The sequence below is a fragment of the Rhizobium leguminosarum bv. viciae USDA 2370 genome (assembly GCF_002008365.1).
Classification (GTDB): Bacteria; Pseudomonadota; Alphaproteobacteria; order Rhizobiales; family Rhizobiaceae; genus Rhizobium; species Rhizobium leguminosarum.
Genome location: NZ_MRDL01000015.1, coordinates 250,473 through 267,700, shown reverse-complemented (window position 1 = coordinate 267,700; position 17,228 = coordinate 250,473). Strand labels below are relative to the sequence as shown.

Below are 17,228 nucleotides of genomic sequence, written 5' to 3'. Positions count from 1 at the left end.
CAAACGAACCAATCAACCAAAATAATTACAAACTTGATCTTCTAAGCCGGCGTCGAGGTTGAAGGTGCCTTAATCGATGAGCCTCCGACCGACTCGGTTTTTTCCGTCGGATGCTGCGGGCCGATTGCTGTCGACAAACGCGTCAGCGTCGCCACGAAGAAAAAATCCCACTTCGGAATCCCGAAATTCCCCCGCTTCGGGATTCCGAAATTCGTCGCGTTTTGGGCGGTGTCGTTGCGGGGAAACATCCAATGATTTCAACACCGCAACCAATTTCGGGATTCCGAAGTGCTATATAGATTATGGTGGGGGTCTGGCTGGCCGATGAATTCAGCGAAGCGCTCGACAGGTTCAGCGAACAGGAAGTCGATGCGCCTGCCCACTCGGAGGCTATCCGTCGTATTCTTCGAGAATGGGTACCAGCTCACGGATTCCTGCCAAAATGACCTCGGAAACGTAGCGCAAGGCGTCAAATCAGCTCCTGCCATGAGTTTCGGAACGAATATGGTCCCTTGCCGCACGGCGCAAGGGCATCAATCGTGGCGCCATGCAAACATGTAATCGGTTGAGAACGAGGTCCAATGGCGAAGGCAACCTATCCTGGAGAATAGGTTTTCCCCCTCGAAAGCTTTTGATATTTACCCTGCATCAGACACCGCGAATAACCAAAAGAACGGCGAAATCGCTCGCGACATTGGGGCATGTCATGGGTAGTAGGACTGACAACGTCGGCCAGCATAGGCGGATGCTTAGTGATCCCGCGATTGTTGCCGGGACCGCACATAAGCATCGCTCGTCAACGAGCGGGCGACCATGAGCGTGCCTTGCTCCAGCGATCCTCTCGAGAGCTCGCCGGCTGAGACAATCGAGGCGCGCCGGGACGAAATGCCGGCTGCTGACCAGAATCCTGCAAACGAGATGTCGCGCGTTCTGAGGACTGCGCCAATCCATCTTGCGGCAGACCCCTCCGGCGGTGCAATCGCCCACTGGAATCACGACCCCTTGCATGATGTCGTCGAGCCCATGACCGACCACGTCATCATGGCTTACAACGGCGTGGTACAGCGCATGGAACGGCGGTCCGGACGATCGGTCGAGAGCGGAACGTTTCGTCGCGGGGTTGTGATCATCATCCCGGCTGGATCAAGCTCCCGATGGGATATTCCAAAACCGGTTGATGTCGTTCAGCTCTATCTTCCCCGCACGACACTGACGCGCATTGCCGACGAAACCGATACGTTCACGCCGACCGATCTCTTGGAGCGAACGGCGCATCCGGACCTCATTACATCCCGATTGCTCCTGAGCGCAGCCGATGTCCTGGAAGGCAATACGGCACTGGATACACTGTTCAGGCAGCAGTTGACTGACCTTCTGGCCACGCGCCTGCTGGCTGCGCACACAGGCAAGGCACCGAGCTATCAGCCGGCGCTCGGCGGCCTCGCGCCGAGCGTGCTGCGCCGGGCCATCGAACGATTGCGGTCGGACGCCGACGCGGACGTCTCCCTCGGGGCCCTCGCTGCCGATTCCGGGCTGTCGCGTTTTCATTTCTGTCGCGCTTTCAAGGAAAGCACGGGGCTTTCACCTCACAACTGGCTGCGTCAATATCGGCTCGAGCAAGCCATAAACATGCTGCGCGATCCTCAAAATTCGATCGCGTTGGTCGCCGCCTCCCTCGGCTATGCCTCGCAAACAGCATTTGCAGCTGCATTCCGAAAATTGACCGGTGAAACACCGACTGATTGGCGCCGCCGCCACGGCTGACCGTAATCTCCCTTGGTCCTCGCCTCAGATTCCGGACCGTCCCGTTCTTCGCTTCCACACCATCGGCTCGAGCACGCGACAATCCCCCTGGCATGGCGTTGGTCGCAGCCTCACTTGACTGCGTCTCGCAAACAGCCTTGGCCGCCACATTTCGAAAGCTGACCGATAAAACGCCGGGCGATGAACTGCGGCGCACCCGCTAAACCGCAATTGCTCTGCAATGGCGCCAATCCCTCTGGCGCAGCCGTAGACGTGTTTCGCTAAACCACCATTGCGCCCATTCCGATGGATCCTGCGGAGACAAGGGATGGTCTGGGACACCGATTACGGGTCGGTCGCAACGAAGCGACCCGTAGCGGCTTGCATACCCGATTTAAGCAACTGTCCGTCCGGCGAGGACGGGCGCCGAAACAAATATTCCAAAGGATCAGCACAATGACCTCCATTACAACCAGCGACGGTGTTCAGCTCTTTTACAAGGACTGGGGACCGAAGTCCGCTCAGCCGATTGTCTTTCACCATGGCTGGCCCCTCAGCTCCGACGATTGGGATAATCAAATGCTCTTCTTCCTCGGCAAAGGCTTTCGCGTGATCGCTCATGATCGCCGCGGCCACGGCCGATCGAGCCAGGTGAGCGACGGTCATGACATGGATCACTACGCCTCTGATGTTGCCGCGATGATCGACTACCTCGATCTTCGCAACGCGATCCATGTCGGCCACTCTACCGGCGGCGGTGAAGCCGCGCGGTATGTCGCGCGGTACGGCAAGGGTCGCGTTACCAAACTGGTCCTGATTGCGGCCGTGCCGCCATTGATGTTGAAGACCGGCGCCAATCCCGGCGGTTTGCCGATCGAGGCATTCGACGGATTGCGCGGCCAGCTTGCCGCCAACCGTTCGCAGTTCTATCGCGATTTTCCGAGCGGCCCCTTCTACGGCTACAACCGCCCGGGTGCCGAGCCGTCGCAGGCGGTGATCTCAAATTGGTGGCGCCAGGGCATGATGGGCGGCGCGAAAGCGCATTACGAAGGCATCAAGGCATTCTCGGAGACGGATTTCACCGAGGACCTGAAGAGCATCACCGTGCCGACGCTGGTGTTGCATGGCGATGACGACCAGATCGTTCCCATCGGTGCTGCCGCTCCATTGTCGGCGAAGCTCCTGCAGGCCGGTACGCTGAAAATCTACGAGAAGCTGCCGCATGGGCTGTGCACGACCCATGCAGATGTCGTCAATGCCGACATGCTGGCCTTCATCACCGCCTGAGCGACTCGCTTCACCAATCCGCGCGCCATCGTTACCGACCATCTCGCCGCCCATCGGGAGCGGCAACGGTGACGCGCGGCCCTTTGAAACTAAAAATCATGGAGTGAATAACATGAGACTTGTGATTGTAGGCGCCGGGTTCGCCGGCATGTACGCCGCACTTTCCGCAGCCCGCCTGCGCGATATCGAAGGCGTTTCGCCCGAAGAGCTCGAAATCGCGCTGGTGTCCCCGGAACCGACGCTCGTCATCCGCCCCCGCCTTTATGAGCCGAAACCCGAGAGTCTGACGGCACCTTTGCAGGATGTATTTGATGCCGTCGATGTCGCCTACGTGCAGGGCAGCGTTGAAGCGGTCGACACGAAGGCCTGCACCGTAGACGTCGTCAATGCCAAAGGCGAACGAAAGTCCCTTCAGTATCATCGCCTTGTGCTCGCCACCGGCAGCCGGTTGTTCCGTCCGAATATTCCCGGCCTCGCCGAGTACGCCTTCAGCGTCGATAACATCGATGACGCCATTGCCCTTGATCGCCACCTGCACGAGCTTGCGAAGATGCCGGCCTCGGCCGCGCGCGACACAATCGTTGTTGCCGGCGCCGGTTTCACAGGTATCGAGGCGGCGACCGAGATGCCTTCGCGACTGCGGGCCCTGTTCGACCAAACCGCCAATCCGCGTGTCATTATCGTCGACCGCAGCAGCGCGGTAGCCCCCGACATGGGCGAAGGTCCGCGCCCGATCATCGAGGAAGCACTTCGCAAGCTCGGCGTGGAAATGCGGCTCAATGCTGGCGTTTCATCGCTGGATAAATCTGGAGTTACGCTGAGTACCGGTGAGCATATCGAAACCATGACCGCGATCTGGGCGGGAGGCATACGGGCCAATCCGCTGACCACCAAAATTCCCGGCGAGCGTGACAAGTTCGACCGGCTGCTGGTCGATGGCTGCCTGCGCGTGCCGTCCGTACCCGGCGTCTTCGCCACCGGGGATGCGGCGCGCGCCGCTTGCGACGACTGGGGCAACTACGCACTGATGTCGTGCCAGCACGCCACACGCATGGGTGCCTTCGCGGGCAACAACGCCGCCGCTGAACTGTTGGGCGTGCCGGCACGGCAATATCATCAGGAAGCCTATGTCACCTGCCTCGACCTCGGCGATGCCGGAGCCCTCTTTACGCGAGGATGGGATCGCAAGGTGGAGATGGTCGGCGAGAAAGCGAAGGCGACCAAGCAGGAGATCAATACCGTCTGGATCTATCCGCCGAAGCCCGAGCGCGCCGCTGCGCTGGCCTCAGCTGATCCAGAGCATGTGACCAAACTGTGATCGGATCCCGAGATGAGGCTGCGCTCTGAATAAGAGCGCAGCTTGCCATATTCCGGCTTGTTCCTGACGCAACTCATCTTTCATCGATCGTTTCTTCCCGAGCGCTTTCGGCTCGTAAGCAATCTTTGAAGGCGTGCGATACCATCGGGCTGGTGCGGCGCGATGCTTGCCATAAAAGGCACGAGACTCATGCCGGTAAAGAAAAGGATCTGGACGATCAGGCGACCTGTCGGACGGTTTCCGCCCTGTGTGCCACACGACGATCCCGGCAATTCCCAGAGTCTTGATCAGGACGACCGGCAGGAAGTTGTCTTCACCGGACATAGCTGAGTTCACCAATCATGGTTTGTGTCAATGAACTGCCGGGCACGGCATCGTGCCCGGCCAGATCGCCTATTTCTTGATCGGGAAGGTCAGTTCCTGCTCAGTGGTATCGACCACGAAGACAGCAAGCAGCTTTGCCGGCTTAGTCTTGCTGGCGTTTTCGCTGACACCGTGACGATCGCCCGGAAATTCCGAAAAGCTTTCACCGGCGCTATAGACAGTGACGGGGCCATCGTTGACCTGACTGCGGATCGCGCCTTCGAGAACGGTCGCGTATATGAAGGCGGACGCTGGATGTGTATGGCCCTCCGAGAAACCACCCGGAGCATATTCGACGAGAACGCCCTTCATGCTCTTGCCGGGTACGTTCGGCAGTTTGTGGTCATAGACCAGCGTAACCTTTGCGCCCTCTCCGCCACCGGGCGCATCATGCGCAAGAGCCGAACCTGACAGGAGAGCCGTCAATGCGACGGCAAAAGCCAATGACTTGATCATGTTTATCGTCCTTTCATGACTTGGAGTCGAGCACGGTTTCTATATAACATATTGTTTTTATCCATCTTTTTGATGTTTGACATGGCCATCAAAATGTAATGCTGCGGGCGCATGGGCCGCTTATCAGGCGGCCAATGCGCAACTCGTTATTTTCTGGGCATTGTCGCAAACCAATCATCGAAACCGATGCGGCCGATGCGAGGATGATTGTCGGAGACGAGTGAACCGTCTTCCAGTTTGGTGCCGAAATAGCGGGCATCCGGATCTGCGACAACGGTGCGGGAATCTCCGATCGCCTTGAGGTAGCGCGCGGCGAAATCGCAGAGACGCGCGCGCTCGGGGCCGCAGATTTCGATAATGCCGTTAGCCGGCGCGGCAAGCGCCGCGTCCGTCACGAAATCGGCGACGTCGTCGGACGCGATCGGCTGCAGGGAACCTGTCGACAAGCGGGCCGTGTCGCCAACCGTGCCCTCCTGGGCGATGCCGCCGAGAAATTCCATGAACTGTGTGGAACGCACGATGGTGTAGGGAATGCCGGCTTCCCGGATGATCTTTTCCTGGGCGACCTTGGCTCGAAGATAGCCGCTATCCGGCAACCGATCCGTGCCGACGATGGAAAGCGCTATGTGGTGTTTCACGCCGGCCGCGATTTCCGCTGCCATCAGGTTCTTGCCCGCCGTCTGAAAGAATTCAAGCACGGCCTTATCCTCGAAGGATGGCGAGTTCGCGAGGTCGATCACCACGTCGGTATTCTTCAGTGCTTCCGCCAAGCCCTCCCCGGTAAGGGTATTAACGCCGGTTTTCGGGGCAGCGGCAATGACCTCATGCCCTTTCTTGCGCAGGCGCTCTGCGGTCTTGGAACCGATCAGGCCGGTTCCGCCGATAATCACGATTTTCATAAGACGCTCCATTTGCTGCGCGCCCATGCGGTGCGCGTGGTTCAATAGGTGGATAGGTGAAGGTCTGGTTGAAGCGCGGGCTTGAAGGCCGGGCTGGGCACGGCCTTCAAGGATGCACGCTTTGGTTCGGCCTTAATTCAACAGGCGGTCAGTAGTCCCAAAAGACCGGGACCCAACGAAAGGCGTCGCCGTCGACCGCGACATGGCCAACGGAAGGAAACGGCATATGCGTTGCCACCAGCAGTTCGCCGGTCGCTGCAAGCTCCCGCAAAAGCCGGACCCGAACGCGGGCAGCCTCCTCGGGGTCATGCTCGAAGCCGTTGTACCAGTCGGGGTGGTCGAACCCGACCGCGAACACGGCGTCGCCGGCAAACATCAGACGGTCGTTGCCTGAGGCCACGCGGACCACGCTGTGCCCAGGGGTGTGCCCGCCGGTACGAGAGACGACCACGCCGGGCGCCACTTCATGCTCATCCTCGAACAGCCTGAGATGGCTGCGATACTCTTTGGCGAACCGCTTGGCGGCCGCCCGAAGCGCGTCGGGGAAGCCCGCCGGCATCGAGACGTGGGAGAAATCGGGCGACTCCCAAAATTTGACCTCGGCAGCGGCCACATGGATCCGCAGGTCCGGATTCAACTGTTCCTTCACCCCGTCGACGAGCAGCCCGCCAACGTGGTCCATGTGCATGTGTGTCAGCACCACGTCGGTCACGGATCCTAGATCGATGCCGGCGGCCTCCAGTCGCTTCATCAACTGCCCGGCCCGCGGCAAGTTCAAGTCCGGGTCCAATCCTAACCCGGCGTCGATGAGTATGGTCTGCCCGCCGCTGCGCACCACGACCACGTTCAGTGCCCAGTCGAAGGCGTCCGGCGGCAGGAACATGTCGCCCAGCCAGGCGGCCCGGGCGGCCGGCTCGGCGTTGTGTCCCAACATCGCGGTTGGGAGCGGTAGCACCCCATCGCTGATCACCAGCACGTCAATCTCGCCGATCCGTACCGCATAGCGCGACGGAACCAGCTCTTCGGGCGCCGGTCTGCTGGGATGTGAGCTGTTGTCCAGTTTCATGCTTGCCTTCTGAGCGTCATTGATCATCTGGTTCATCTTTGAAAACTCCTGTTTTCTATCCTGGTGCTAATCCTGGGTGGCTTACGCTTCCTGGACGGGAAGCGCGGTCAATGCGGGTGAAGTCTTTAGCGGTCGGCGACACACTCACTGCTGGCGTGTCCTCTAATGATCTAGCGAAACCGATCTGCGGCTGCGCCAGAACGATTGCTGCCGCTGCAGAGCAATTGCTGTTGACGCATGTGCATGCGGCAGTCGCCCGGGGTTTCGCCGGTTTGTTGGATGCAGCCGCGAGAGAAACGTCCCGCAATGATCCTCAAAGACATCCTGGCCTTCGGGATCGTCGTTTACGTGGTTCTCGACTGCTTCGACCTTAGGGTCGGCATCCAATAACGAGTTGGAACACCATCGCCCCATCTGAGATAGCAACGAGACGTCACTCGTCTGGCAAGCTGGTGCTGCGGCCTTTCCAACAGGCCTCGCCATCAACATCTCGGGGCCGTTGATTGAAGCTCGGCGCGCTTTCCCAAGCGGGCGGAACGGTGCCAAAACGATGAAGCCGGGCGCTATGGATTTCCTCACCAAGCCGGTGTCAGACCAGACGCTGCTCGCTGCAGTGGGGCCGGTATCGCGTTGGATGGCCCCGGCGCACGGAAGCTATCGTCGTCTGGCGCAATCTTGAATGTTTAGGGATGCTGACGCATCGCGAGCGTGAGATCCTACGCGAGGTGGTGACGCGCGGACGCCTCAACAAACAGATCGCTTTCGACCTCGGCATCAGCGAAGTCACGGTCAAGCTCAGATGGTTTCGAGGGATTTTGCCTCGCGGGCGATGAAATCGCAGACCAGTTTTACGCGCAATGGCACGGTGCGACCAAAGGCGTGCAGCGCATTAAAGGGAGCGCTAGGGAACGCAAACCCCGCCGCGAGTGTAACAAGCGTGCCGTCTGCCAGGTCTTTCGCGACCAGACATCGCAGAAGATAGGCCGCTCCCAGCCCACTCAGCGCAGCCTGAATCAGTGCGGCCCCTGAGTCGCAATCGACGCGCCCGAAGGGAATGAAGCTCGTCCCGTCCGGCAGGCGCAGAGGCTGCGTGACACCACCCAGTGCATAGCGGGCAAAGGGCAGAGCCGCCAGCGCTTCGGCAGTTGCAGGATTGCCCCAGGTCTTCAGAAAGGTCGGAGACCCGACGATCGTCATCGGCAGGTCGGCCAGGTGACGAACCATGAGGTCCCCCGGCGCGGGATTTCCAACGCGCAGCACAACGTCGTAGTCCTCCCTGATCAGATCGACGAACCGATCCGTAAGCCCGACTTCGAGATGCAGGTTCGGATAGTCGGCTGCAAAGCTTCGGAAGAGGCGCGGCAGCAGTAGAGGCGCCATTTCGCTAGGCATGCTGATGCGCAAGCGACCCGAGGGCGCAACGTCGGACCTGATCGCCTCTTCACTTGCATCCAGGTCTCGCAACAGCGGCGCAACGCGGTCGAAGAAAAGTTGCCCGTCCTGGGTAAGCATCAGGGCGCGCGTGGAGCGCAGGAACAGCCGGGCGCCAATCTTCTTTTCCAGCCGCGCCACGCTCTTCGACACCGCTGACGGTGTCGTCGCCAGATCGCGGGCCGCGGCGCTGAACGATCCGGCCTCTACCGTGCGCACAAAAGCCATCAACCCGGGCATCTCGTTGAGCAGATTCGGCATTTGCACCTCCGCGGCACAGATCATGTGCCCGCCCATGATCTAATGACGAACAGTGGCAGCGTTTATCTCATTTCTCGTTGAAAGGAGATAAACAATGCAACACCTCAAAGACAAGGTCGCCGTCATCACCGGCGGCAATAGCGGCATCGGCAAAGCGACCGCTCGGCTGTTCGCGGAAGAAGGAGCGCAGGTCATCATTTCCGGGCGCCGGCAGGATGCTGTCGACCGCGCCGTGCAAGAAATCGGTCCGTCGGCCATCGGCTTCGTGGGTGATGCCGCCGACCTGGAAGATCATCGCAGGCTGGCGGACACCGTGAAGAGCCGCTTCGGCGGGCTCGACATCTACATGGCCAATGCCGGGATCATCAACCTCACCCCCTCCGCCGAGGTGACTCCGGCAGACTATGACCGGCACTTCGCAATCAATACGCGCGGCGTGTTCTTCGGCGTGCAGACGATCGCCCCTCTGATCCGCGACGGCGGAAATATCATCGTTACGAGCTCGCTCGCGGCCACGAAGGTCCTCCCGGACCATACTGTCTATGCCGGTTCAAAGGCAGCAACCGCCGCCTTTGCGAAAAACTGGGCGATCGAATTCAAGTCGCGGCGGATCCGCGTCAACATCCTGAGCCCGGGACCGGTCGAGACGGAAATCCTCGCCAAGCTGGGCGTATCGGAGGCCGAGCGGCCGGCATTCGAAGATTACATGGCTTCCCTGATCCCTGCCGGCCGTCTCGGCCGACCGGAAGAGTTGGCGCGCGCCGCACTCTTCCTCGCCTCCGACGCAGGAAGCTTTGTCAACGGGATCGAGCTTCATGTCGATGGCGGCATGACCCTGGCTTAAACGGCCTGCCCTTTGCCAGCCCAACGGGCTCTACAACCTGTCGAAGCTGTCGGTGGACTATGATCTGGGATATATCGACCTGGAGCAGAGGACTTTGCAAACCACCGACAACCCGTTCGGCACGAGGTTGTCACCCATGTCTGAGGAACAATCTGTTACCTATGTCTTCGGTATGGGCAATTGAGAAACTGGAGCGGGCGAAGGGATTCGAACCCTCGACCCCAACCTTGGCAAGGTTGTGCTCTACCCCTGAGCTACACCCGCTCAATCCGCATCGGTCCGGGGTAGTTGTTGGACCGTGGGCGCCGCCTCGCGGCGACCGGCGCTATATGGCCTAACGGGTTTTCAAATGCAACAGGGAAATGACGGTGAGGCGAAGAAAAATTCTGGTGTTCGCAGAGCTCGGGCGGAAAGGCCGCAAATGCGGGGCAAAGCGTCGGTCGCAAAGATTGCCAAACGATGTGGACGGACTTAATCAGGACGCCTCGCTTTTTTCCCTTCCCGTCCAATGGATTGCCCCATGTCCGAAAATGCCCCCAAGACCAGAGAAGAATTGTTTGCCTTTCTCGACGGGCTCGGCATCGCCCATAAGACGGTGGACCATGCGCCGGTCTTCACTGTGGCCGAATCGGTGGCCCTGCGCGACGAGATCCCCGGCGGCCACACCAAGAATCTCTTCGTCAAGGACAAGAAGGACAAGTATTTTCTGCTGACGGTGGAGGAAAATGCTGCCGTCGATCTCAAGCAGGTGCATAATGCCATCGGCGGGTCCGGCCGGGTCTCTTTCGGCAGACCGGAGAAGCTGATGGAGTATCTCGGCGTGCCTCCGGGTTCGGTCACGGCGTTCGGCGCGATCAACGATACTGCGGAGAATGTCACCTTCGTGCTCGATGCCGAGCTGATGCGCGAGGAGATCGTCAACTGCCATCCGCTATCCAATGATGCGACGACCTCGATTGCGAGCAGCGACCTCATCCGTTTCATGGAAGCGACGGGACATAAGCCACTTGTCTTGAAAGTGACGTCCTGACATACGATTTTAGCGCTAAAGCGCGTGGCGATCTTTTAGATTCGCTTGCCGCGCTTTAGTCTTTGGTTTTGCGCATGTCTTTATCGCAAAACCGCACCACAGTTTTGCGCGAGATGCTTTAGCAAAGACGCCGGAAGGATCGGCGCGGCGGGAGATACCTATGAGCGGCAGCGACAACCCCTATAGCGGTTCCTTCGGAAATCAGATGACGGCGACGACAAGCTTCGGCGGGGCACCGGAACCCGCGGCTGCTGCCGGCAGCTACATCGCGGATACGACGACCGCGAATTTCGGCAAGGATGTGATCGAGGAATCGCGCAAGCAGCCGGTGCTGGTCGATTTCTGGGCACCCTGGTGCGGTCCGTGCAAACAGCTGACGCCGGTCTTGGAGAAAGTGGTCAACGAAGCCAAGGGCCGCGTCCGGCTGGTCAAGATGAACATCGACGATCATCCCTCGATCGCCGGCCAGCTCGGCATCCAGTCGATCCCTGCTGTCATCGCCTTCGTCAACGGCCGCCCCGCCGACGGCTTCATGGGCGCGGTGCCGGAAAGCCAGATCCTGCAGTTCATCGACCGGATCGCCGGTCCGGCCGGCGCCGACGAGGCGGCGGAAATCGAAGCCGTGCTTGCGGAAGCGGCGGAACTGTTTGCTGCCGGGAATATCAACGAGGCTGCTCAGCTCTATGGCGCCGTCATGCAGGCCGACCCCGAGAATGCCAAGGCGCTTGCCGGAATGGCCGAATGCATGATCGCCGCAAACCAGCATCAACGGGCGCGCGAAATCCTGACGGAATTGCCGGAAGAGCTGGCGAAAGACGCCGGCATCCAGGCCGTGCTGATGAAGCTCGAGCAGATCGAAGAGGCCCGCAAGCTCGGCGATCCCGTTGCGCTTGAGCGCGAGCTGGCTGCCAATCCCGATGACCACGAGTCGCGTCTGAAGCTCGCCAAGATTCGCAATGTCGAAGGCCGGCGCGACGAAGCGGCCGACCATCTGCTTCTGATCATGCGCAAGGACCGTGCCTTCGACGATGATGGCGCCCGCCGCCAATTGCTTCAATTCTTTGAAGTCTGGGGCTTCAAGGATCCGGCGACGGTTGCAGCGCGCCGCAAGCTTTCAGCCATGCTGTTCTCGTAAAGCGATCCAGCTTTCCTGGAAGCGCAGCACCGCTCTAGCCTTTTGTTTTCACGCAATTCCGGGAAAACCGCTTCGCACTTTTCCCGGAATTGCTCCCGGCTCCGCGCGTCCAACAGGACGCGCTAACCGCGCGCTATCGCATTCAATCCACGTATAATCCTACTCGAACATCGATCCTGATTTTCAGGGTATGCGTTAAGTTTCGAGCATCTGCCCTTGCGTTTTCGGACGAGGGCACCACATTCTCGTCAGAACGGGCATGCCCGTTACAAGAATGCGGGACGGTTTCATGCAAGTCGGGAATGCCAGATACCTGAAGCCGGGCGATCTGCCTGATGCGATCGCTGTCTTCCCCCTGACCGGCGCCCTCCTCCTGCCGGCCGGGCAGCTTCCCCTCAACATTTTCGAGCCGCGCTATCTGGCGATGCTGGATGCAGCACTGACCGGAAACCGGCTGATCGGCATGGTGCAGCCGGCGCTTGGCGAACATGAGGACAAGGGCGGCGAGCCCAACCTTGCCGCTGTCGGCTGCCTCGGCCGCATCACCTCCTTCGCGGAGACCGGCGACGGGCGCTATATCGTATCGCTGACCGGCGTCTGCCGCTTCCGGCTGCTGGAGGAGAAAACGACCAGCGATCCCTTCCGCATCTTCCGTATCGCCCCGTTCATCGCCGACCTCTCGGCTGCGAACGAGGAGGAGGCGGTCGACCGGGCAGCACTTCTGACCGCCTTCAAGGCCTATCTCGATGCCAACAAGCTCGAGGCCGACTGGGAGAGCGTCGAGCGGGCGAGCAATCTGACGCTCGTCAATTCGCTGGCGATGATGTCGCCCTTCGGGCCGGCAGAAAAACAAGCGCTGCTGGAGGCGCCGGACCTGAAGACGCGGGCCGAGACGCTGATCGCCATTACTGAAATCGTGCTGGCGCGCGTCTTCGGTGACTCCGACACGGTTCTGCAGTAGACTTCAGCCATGGATGAAAAACTCAGCCGCGTCGATCCAAAGCTGCTCGATCTCCTGGTCTGCCCGCTCTCCAAGGGCCGGCTTTCCTATGATCGCGAGCAGAATGAGCTTGTCTCGGAAAAGGCACGACTTGCCTATCCGATCCGCGACGGCATTCCGATCATGCTGGTGTCCGAGGCCCGCCGCCTCGACGACTAAAGCAATTCCAGGGAATTGCGTAAAAACAAAGATTAAATCGTCTCTCCGGCAAGCAGGCGCGGATTGTCCTTTGCCGTCGTTCCGGCCGCCTGGCCGATGAAGAAGGATTTGAGGCGCGGCAGCCGGTCGACGATGCCGAGGCCGACGTCGCGGGCGATGCGGACCGGCGTCGCATCGTTGGAGAAGAGCCGGTTCAGCACGTCGGTCGTCACCCCCATGCGGAAAGTGTCGAAGCGCCGCCAGGTCTGGTAGCGCTCGAGGATATTGATCGAGCCGATATCGAGGCCGAGGCGATCGGCGTCCACGATGGTTTCGGCAAGTGCCGCCACATCCTTGAAGCCGAGATTGAGGCCCTGACCGGAAATCGGGTGAATGCCGTGGGCGGCGTCGCCGGCCAGCGCGAAACGCGGCGCGACGAAGGAGCGCGCCAGCGTCAGGCCAAGCGGGAAGGCGCGCTTGTCGCCGATGACTTTCAGGCTCCCAAGCTTGTGGCCGAAGCGGCGTTCGAGCTCTTCCTCGAAGATCAAGTCGTCGGCGGCAACCAGACGGTTGGCATCCGGCGTCCGCTCCGTCCAGACGAGCGAGGAGCGGTTGTTCTTGAGCGGCAGGATGGCGAAGGGGCCGGCCGGCAGGAAATGTTCCTCGGCGCATCCGTCATGCGGCCGCTCGTGTTCGACTGTTGCAATGATGCCGGACTGGCCGTAGTCCCAGGTGACGGTCCTGATGCCGGCGAGATCGCGCAGTTTCGAGCGCACGCCGTCGCAGGCAACCAGCAGCCGGGTTTCCAGCGCGCTGCCGTCCGAAAGCGTGACGGTGACATGGGTGTCGTGGGTCTTCAGCTCCGTGGCGCCGAGCCCGTGGCGGATGTCGATGCCGAGCCGTTCGCAGGCGCCGCGCAGTGCTGCCACCATCGTGACATTCGGGATCATGTGGGCGAAGGGCCGGCCTTCAGTCACTTCGCCGTCGAAGGTCAGAAAAACCGGACGCACCGGATCGGAGGTCTTGGAGTCGGTGACGATCATTTTGGTGATCGGCTGGGCTTTCGGTTCAATCTCGTTCCAGATGCCGAAGACCTCGAGCATCTTCGCCGCCGCCGCGATGATGGCGGAAGCGCGCGTATCGTTTTTCCAGACATGTTCGGGGGCGGCCTCGACGACGGCGACATTCAGATGGGGTGCCGCCTGTTTGACCGCGACAGCGGCGGAAAGGCCGACATAACCCCCGCCCACAACCAGCATGTCCAGCATCGCGCCGCTCCCGTACCTTATGCCTCAGATGTGATCTATATAGATCATCGCAACTTCACTTCCTACCGCTGGGAGACATAGAAATGACAGGCGAGACGACCGGGCCTTCGGCGATGGAGACGCTGCTTTCGACGCTCGACCTCGAGCCGATCGAGGTCGATATCTTCCGCGGCCGCAGTCCCAAGGTCGGCTGGCAGCGGGTCTTCGGCGGCCAGGTGATCGGCCAGGCGCTGATGGCGGCGCAGCGCACCATCGAGGGCGAACGTTTCGTCCATTCGCTGCATGCTTATTTCATGCGTCCCGGCGATCCCTCGGTGCCGATCATCTATCAGGCGGAGCGCATTCGCGACGGATCGAGCTTCAATACGCGGCGTGTCGTCGCCATCCAGCACGGCAAGGCAATCTTCGCGCTGTCGGCCTCCTTCCAGGTGGAGGAGCCGGGCTTCGAGCACCAGATTGAGATGCCCGAGGTCGAGATGCCGGAGGCGCTGCTCGGCGAGCAGCAGATCAAGGAACAGTATCTCGCGCATGCGCCGGAGGCGATCCGAAAATACTGGCAACGTGAGCGGCCGATCGAGATCCGTCCCGTCTCGCTGACCCATTATTTTTCCGACAGGAAGCTCGATCCCAAACAGGACGTCTGGGTGCGCGCCACCGGCCCGGTTCCCGACGACCGGCTCTATCAGGCGGCGGTGCTTGCCTATCTTTCGGACATGACGCTGCTCGATACGTCGCTCTATGCGCACGGAACGTCCATCTTCGACCAGAGCCTGCAGGTGGCGAGCCTCGATCACTCCATGTGGTTCCACCGACCCTGCAAGCTCGAGGACTGGTTGCTTTATACGCAGGACAGTCCGTCGGCTTCAGGTGCCAGAGGATTAACCCGGGGTAGCCTGTTTACGCGATCGGGCCGCCTAATCGCATCGGTCGCGCAGGAAGGCCTGATTCGGAAAAAGGCAAATGAATAAAAATTGTGCAACTTTGTAAATTTGCGCGTTATTTGTGCGCTTATTGGCCGATCATTTGCCTGTTTATTGGCACTCTTTATTATAACCTTTACTTTTCAATAACTTACGATCTGCCTCGAATCTGGCACGCCCCTTGAATGTGTATCGCCGGTCGCTGTTCAGGAACGTCAGCGGCAAGGAGAGTCGGCTCCGCGCCGAGGATAACGAAGGATGGGAAACCAGATGAAAATTGTGATGGCCATTATCAAGCCGTTCAAGCTCGATGAGGTCCGCGAAGCCCTTACGGCGATCGGTATTCAGGGGCTGACCGTAACCGAGGTGAAGGGCTACGGGCGCCAGAAGGGGCACACCGAAATCTATCGCGGCACCGAATATGCAGTCAGCTTCCTGCCGAAGCTCAAGATCGAAATCGCGGTTGCATCGGAACTCGTCGACAGGGCGGTCGAGGCCATCGCGGCATCGGCCAAGACCGGCCAGATCGGTGACGGCAAGATCTTCGTCTATTCGATCGACCATGCCGTGCGCATCCGTACGGGCGAAACCGACTCAGAAGCGCTGTAAGAACGGCAGATCAAGGAGCTTTATCCAATGTCAATTTCGAAGTTTTCTTCCACCTTTGCGCGGCTTTGCGCAGCTTCGGCCGCCCTTCTGGCGCCGGCCGTCGCTTTCGCGCAGGAGGCTGCACCAGCTGCGGCCACCGCCGCTGCTGCTCCTGCTTTCACCATGGACAAGGGTGACAATACCTGGATGCTCGTCTCCTCGGCGCTCGTCCTTCTGATGACCATCCCCGGCCTTGCGCTTTTCTACGGCGGTCTCGTCCGCGCCAAGAACATGCTCTCGGTGCTGATGCAGGTCTTCATGATCACGGCCGTCGTGGCGCTGATCTGGGTGACCTATGGCTATTCGCTCGCCTTCACCGACGGCGGCTCGCTGAACAGCTTCGTCGGCGGCTTCTCCAAGGCGTTTCTGGCCGGCGTCAACACGTCGTCGCTCGCCGAAACCTTCTCGAAGGGCGTCGCCATTCCGGAATACACCTTCATCGTGTTCCAGATGACCTTCGCCTGCATCACGCCCGGCCTGATCGTCGGCGCATTCGCCGAGCGCATCAAGTTCTCGGCCGTCATGCTCTTCGTCGTGCTCTGGGTTACCTTCATCTACTTCCCGATGGCGCACATGGTCTGGTTCTGGGGCGGTCCGAGCTCCTACACTTCGCCGGCCGGCCTGATCTTCTCCTATGGCGCAATCGACTTCGCCGGCGGCACGGTCGTTCATATCAATGCCGGTATTGCGGGCCTCGTCGGCGCCATCATGCTCGGCAAGCGCACGGGCTATAAGAAGGAAATCATGGCTCCGCACTCGATGACGCTGACCATGGTCGGCGCCTCGCTGCTCTGGGTCGGCTGGTTCGGCTTCAACGCCGGCTCCAACCTCGAAGCCAATGCCTACGCCTCGCTTGCCTTTATCAACACCTTCGTCGCAACGGCTGCCGCCGCTGTGTCCTGGTGCATCGTCGAAACCCTCACCCGCGGCAAGGCTTCCATGCTGGGTGGTGCTTCCGGCGCCGTCGCCGGTCTCGTTGCCATCACCCCGGCGGCAGGCTTTGCCGGCCCGATGGGCGCGATCGTTCTCGGCCTCATCGTCTCGCCGGTCTGCTACTTCTTCGTCGACGTCGTGAAGAACAAGTTCAACTACGACGACAGCCTCGATGTCTTCGGCGTCCATTGCGTCGGCGGCATCATCGGCGCTCTCGGCACCGGTATCCTCGTCAACCCGGCGCTCGGCGGTGCAGGCATCGTCGATTATTCCACGGCCGACTTCGCAGCCTCTTATGCCGGCACGGCAACCCAGGTCTGGGCCCAGGCCAAGGGCGTGCTGACAACGCTGCTGTGGTCGGGCATCGGCTCGGCGATCCTCTACAAGATCGTCGACGTTGTCATCGGCCTGCGTGTAACCGTTGAAGCCGAACGCGAAGGTCTCGACCTTTCGACCCACGGCGAAGCCGCCTATCACTCTTCCTGATC

Annotated in this window: 17 protein-coding genes, 1 tRNA gene and 1 pseudogene; 12 read left to right on the top strand and 7 right to left on the bottom strand. The window is 60.4% G+C overall.

Annotation, left to right across the window (positions count from 1 at the left end):
- Nucleotides 1-813 precede the first annotated feature (813 nt).
- The 3 genes from BS629_RS07445 to BS629_RS07430 all read left to right on the top strand — a co-directional run bounded on the left by BS629_RS07445 (nucleotide 814) and on the right by BS629_RS07430 (nucleotide 4,348).
- The gene (locus BS629_RS07445; protein ID WP_018244008.1) at nucleotides 814-1,764 is read left to right on the top strand and encodes a helix-turn-helix domain-containing protein; all 951 of its coding nucleotides are present in this window, start codon (nucleotides 814-816) and stop codon (nucleotides 1,762-1,764) included.
- Nucleotides 1,765-2,199: 435 nt separating this feature from the next.
- Entirely contained in the window at nucleotides 2,200-3,030 is an 831-nt protein-coding gene (locus BS629_RS07435; protein WP_018244007.1) for an alpha/beta fold hydrolase, read from the top strand.
- Nucleotides 3,031-3,142: 112 nt separating this feature from the next.
- Nucleotides 3,143-4,348, top strand: coding sequence for an NAD(P)/FAD-dependent oxidoreductase (locus tag BS629_RS07430; RefSeq protein WP_018517284.1), 1,206 nt, complete (start codon nucleotides 3,143-3,145; stop codon nucleotides 4,346-4,348).
- Here the strand turns inward: BS629_RS07430 and BS629_RS40470 are convergent.
- The 4 genes from BS629_RS40470 to BS629_RS07410 all read right to left on the bottom strand — a co-directional run bounded on the left by BS629_RS40470 (nucleotide 4,316) and on the right by BS629_RS07410 (nucleotide 7,168).
- Nucleotides 4,316-4,672 (bottom strand): hypothetical protein, encoded by a 357-nt coding sequence (locus BS629_RS40470; protein ID WP_376775204.1) that lies wholly within the window; start codon nucleotides 4,670-4,672, stop codon nucleotides 4,316-4,318. The two genes, BS629_RS07430 and BS629_RS40470, sit on opposite strands and share 33 nt — an antisense overlap.
- A gap of 69 nt (nucleotides 4,673-4,741) precedes the next feature.
- Entirely contained in the window at nucleotides 4,742-5,167 is a 426-nt protein-coding gene (locus tag BS629_RS07420; protein WP_018244005.1) for a cupin domain-containing protein, read from the bottom strand.
- 146 nt (nucleotides 5,168-5,313) lie between these two features.
- A complete protein-coding gene (locus BS629_RS07415) occupies nucleotides 5,314-6,066 on the bottom strand; it encodes an SDR family oxidoreductase (protein WP_018244004.1) in 753 nt (250 codons plus the stop codon).
- 148 nt (nucleotides 6,067-6,214) lie between these two features.
- The gene (locus tag BS629_RS07410) at nucleotides 6,215-7,168 is read right to left on the bottom strand and encodes an MBL fold metallo-hydrolase (protein ID WP_018244003.1); all 954 of its coding nucleotides are present in this window, start codon (nucleotides 7,166-7,168) and stop codon (nucleotides 6,215-6,217) included.
- A gap of 508 nt (nucleotides 7,169-7,676) precedes the next feature.
- Between BS629_RS07410 and BS629_RS07405 the strand changes: the two are divergent.
- Nucleotides 7,677-7,929, top strand: a pseudogene (locus BS629_RS07405) (response regulator transcription factor); the annotation flags it as partial.
- Here the strand turns inward: BS629_RS07405 and BS629_RS07400 are convergent.
- On the bottom strand, nucleotides 7,928-8,860 hold the full coding sequence (locus BS629_RS07400) for a LysR family transcriptional regulator (protein WP_018244002.1): 933 nt from the start codon (nucleotides 8,858-8,860) through the stop codon (nucleotides 7,928-7,930). The pseudogene BS629_RS07405 and the gene BS629_RS07400 sit on opposite strands and share 2 nt — an antisense overlap.
- Before the next feature lie 58 nt (nucleotides 8,861-8,918).
- On the opposite strand from BS629_RS07400, the gene BS629_RS07395 reads away from it, so the two are divergent.
- Complete coding sequence (locus BS629_RS07395; RefSeq protein ID WP_018244001.1) at nucleotides 8,919-9,668, top strand: SDR family NAD(P)-dependent oxidoreductase; 750 nt, start codon at nucleotides 8,919-8,921, stop codon at nucleotides 9,666-9,668.
- Nucleotides 9,669-9,857: 189 nt separating this feature from the next.
- Here the strand turns inward: BS629_RS07395 and BS629_RS07390 are convergent.
- Nucleotides 9,858-9,932: transfer RNA gene (locus tag BS629_RS07390), tRNA-Gly, on the bottom strand.
- A gap of 256 nt (nucleotides 9,933-10,188) precedes the next feature.
- Here BS629_RS07390 and BS629_RS07385 point away from each other — a divergent pair.
- The 4 genes from BS629_RS07385 to BS629_RS07370 all read left to right on the top strand — a co-directional run bounded on the left by BS629_RS07385 (nucleotide 10,189) and on the right by BS629_RS07370 (nucleotide 12,992).
- On the top strand, nucleotides 10,189-10,698 hold the full coding sequence (locus BS629_RS07385; protein ID WP_018244000.1) for a prolyl-tRNA synthetase associated domain-containing protein: 510 nt from the start codon (nucleotides 10,189-10,191) through the stop codon (nucleotides 10,696-10,698).
- 160 nt (nucleotides 10,699-10,858) lie between these two features.
- Nucleotides 10,859-11,833, top strand: coding sequence for a thioredoxin (gene trxA, locus BS629_RS07380; protein WP_018243999.1), 975 nt, complete (start codon nucleotides 10,859-10,861; stop codon nucleotides 11,831-11,833).
- Nucleotides 11,834-12,107: 274 nt separating this feature from the next.
- Nucleotides 12,108-12,794 carry an LON peptidase substrate-binding domain-containing protein gene (locus BS629_RS07375; RefSeq protein ID WP_018243998.1) on the top strand — a complete coding sequence of 229 codons (687 nt, stop codon included), beginning with the start codon at nucleotides 12,108-12,110 and terminating at the stop codon, nucleotides 12,792-12,794.
- Between the two features lie 9 nt (nucleotides 12,795-12,803).
- The gene (locus tag BS629_RS07370) at nucleotides 12,804-12,992 is read left to right on the top strand and encodes a Trm112 family protein (protein ID WP_017966162.1); all 189 of its coding nucleotides are present in this window, start codon (nucleotides 12,804-12,806) and stop codon (nucleotides 12,990-12,992) included.
- 32 nt (nucleotides 12,993-13,024) lie between these two features.
- Here BS629_RS07370 and BS629_RS07365 read toward each other — a convergent pair whose 3' ends face one another.
- Nucleotides 13,025-14,239: a ubiquinone biosynthesis hydroxylase gene (locus BS629_RS07365; protein WP_018243997.1), complete on the bottom strand. Its 1,215-nt coding sequence runs from the start codon at nucleotides 14,237-14,239 to the stop codon at nucleotides 13,025-13,027.
- Nucleotides 14,240-14,322: 83 nt separating this feature from the next.
- Between BS629_RS07365 and tesB the strand changes: the two genes are divergently transcribed.
- From tesB to BS629_RS07350, 3 genes are all read left to right on the top strand, one after another.
- A complete protein-coding gene (gene tesB, locus BS629_RS07360) occupies nucleotides 14,323-15,207 on the top strand; it encodes an acyl-CoA thioesterase II (RefSeq protein WP_018243996.1) in 885 nt (294 codons plus the stop codon).
- A 210-nt stretch (nucleotides 15,208-15,417) separates the two neighbouring features.
- Nucleotides 15,418-15,768 (top strand): P-II family nitrogen regulator, encoded by a 351-nt coding sequence (locus BS629_RS07355; protein ID WP_003543684.1) that lies wholly within the window; start codon nucleotides 15,418-15,420, stop codon nucleotides 15,766-15,768.
- Between the two features lie 27 nt (nucleotides 15,769-15,795).
- On the top strand, nucleotides 15,796-17,226 hold the full coding sequence (locus BS629_RS07350; protein ID WP_018243995.1) for an ammonium transporter: 1,431 nt from the start codon (nucleotides 15,796-15,798) through the stop codon (nucleotides 17,224-17,226).
- Nucleotides 17,227-17,228 lie beyond the last annotated feature (2 nt).

Coding starts and splice junctions, on each gene's coding strand:
- BS629_RS07350 (WP_018243995.1), top strand. CDS start 15,796: ATGTCAATTTCGAAGTTTTCTTCCACCTTTGCGCGGCTTTGCGCAGCT.
- BS629_RS07410 (WP_018244003.1), bottom strand. CDS start 7,168: ATGAACCAGATGATCAATGACGCTCAGAAGGCAAGCATGAAACTGGAC.
- BS629_RS07430 (WP_018517284.1), top strand. CDS start 3,143: ATGAGACTTGTGATTGTAGGCGCCGGGTTCGCCGGCATGTACGCCGCA.
- tesB (WP_018243996.1), top strand. CDS start 14,323: ATGACAGGCGAGACGACCGGGCCTTCGGCGATGGAGACGCTGCTTTCG.
- trxA (WP_018243999.1), top strand. CDS start 10,859: ATGAGCGGCAGCGACAACCCCTATAGCGGTTCCTTCGGAAATCAGATG.
- BS629_RS07400 (WP_018244002.1), bottom strand. CDS start 8,860: ATGGGCGGGCACATGATCTGTGCCGCGGAGGTGCAAATGCCGAATCTG.
- BS629_RS07370 (WP_017966162.1), top strand. CDS start 12,804: ATGGATGAAAAACTCAGCCGCGTCGATCCAAAGCTGCTCGATCTCCTG.
- BS629_RS07395 (WP_018244001.1), top strand. CDS start 8,919: ATGCAACACCTCAAAGACAAGGTCGCCGTCATCACCGGCGGCAATAGC.
- BS629_RS07365 (WP_018243997.1), bottom strand. CDS start 14,239: ATGCTGGACATGCTGGTTGTGGGCGGGGGTTATGTCGGCCTTTCCGCC.
- BS629_RS07415 (WP_018244004.1), bottom strand. CDS start 6,066: ATGAAAATCGTGATTATCGGCGGAACCGGCCTGATCGGTTCCAAGACC.
- BS629_RS07385 (WP_018244000.1), top strand. CDS start 10,189: ATGTCCGAAAATGCCCCCAAGACCAGAGAAGAATTGTTTGCCTTTCTC.
- BS629_RS40470 (WP_376775204.1), bottom strand. CDS start 4,672: ATGTCCGGTGAAGACAACTTCCTGCCGGTCGTCCTGATCAAGACTCTG.
- BS629_RS07355 (WP_003543684.1), top strand. CDS start 15,418: ATGGGAAACCAGATGAAAATTGTGATGGCCATTATCAAGCCGTTCAAG.
- BS629_RS07420 (WP_018244005.1), bottom strand. CDS start 5,167: ATGATCAAGTCATTGGCTTTTGCCGTCGCATTGACGGCTCTCCTGTCA.
- BS629_RS07375 (WP_018243998.1), top strand. CDS start 12,108: ATGCGGGACGGTTTCATGCAAGTCGGGAATGCCAGATACCTGAAGCCG.
- BS629_RS07445 (WP_018244008.1), top strand. CDS start 814: ATGAGCGTGCCTTGCTCCAGCGATCCTCTCGAGAGCTCGCCGGCTGAG.
- BS629_RS07435 (WP_018244007.1), top strand. CDS start 2,200: ATGACCTCCATTACAACCAGCGACGGTGTTCAGCTCTTTTACAAGGAC.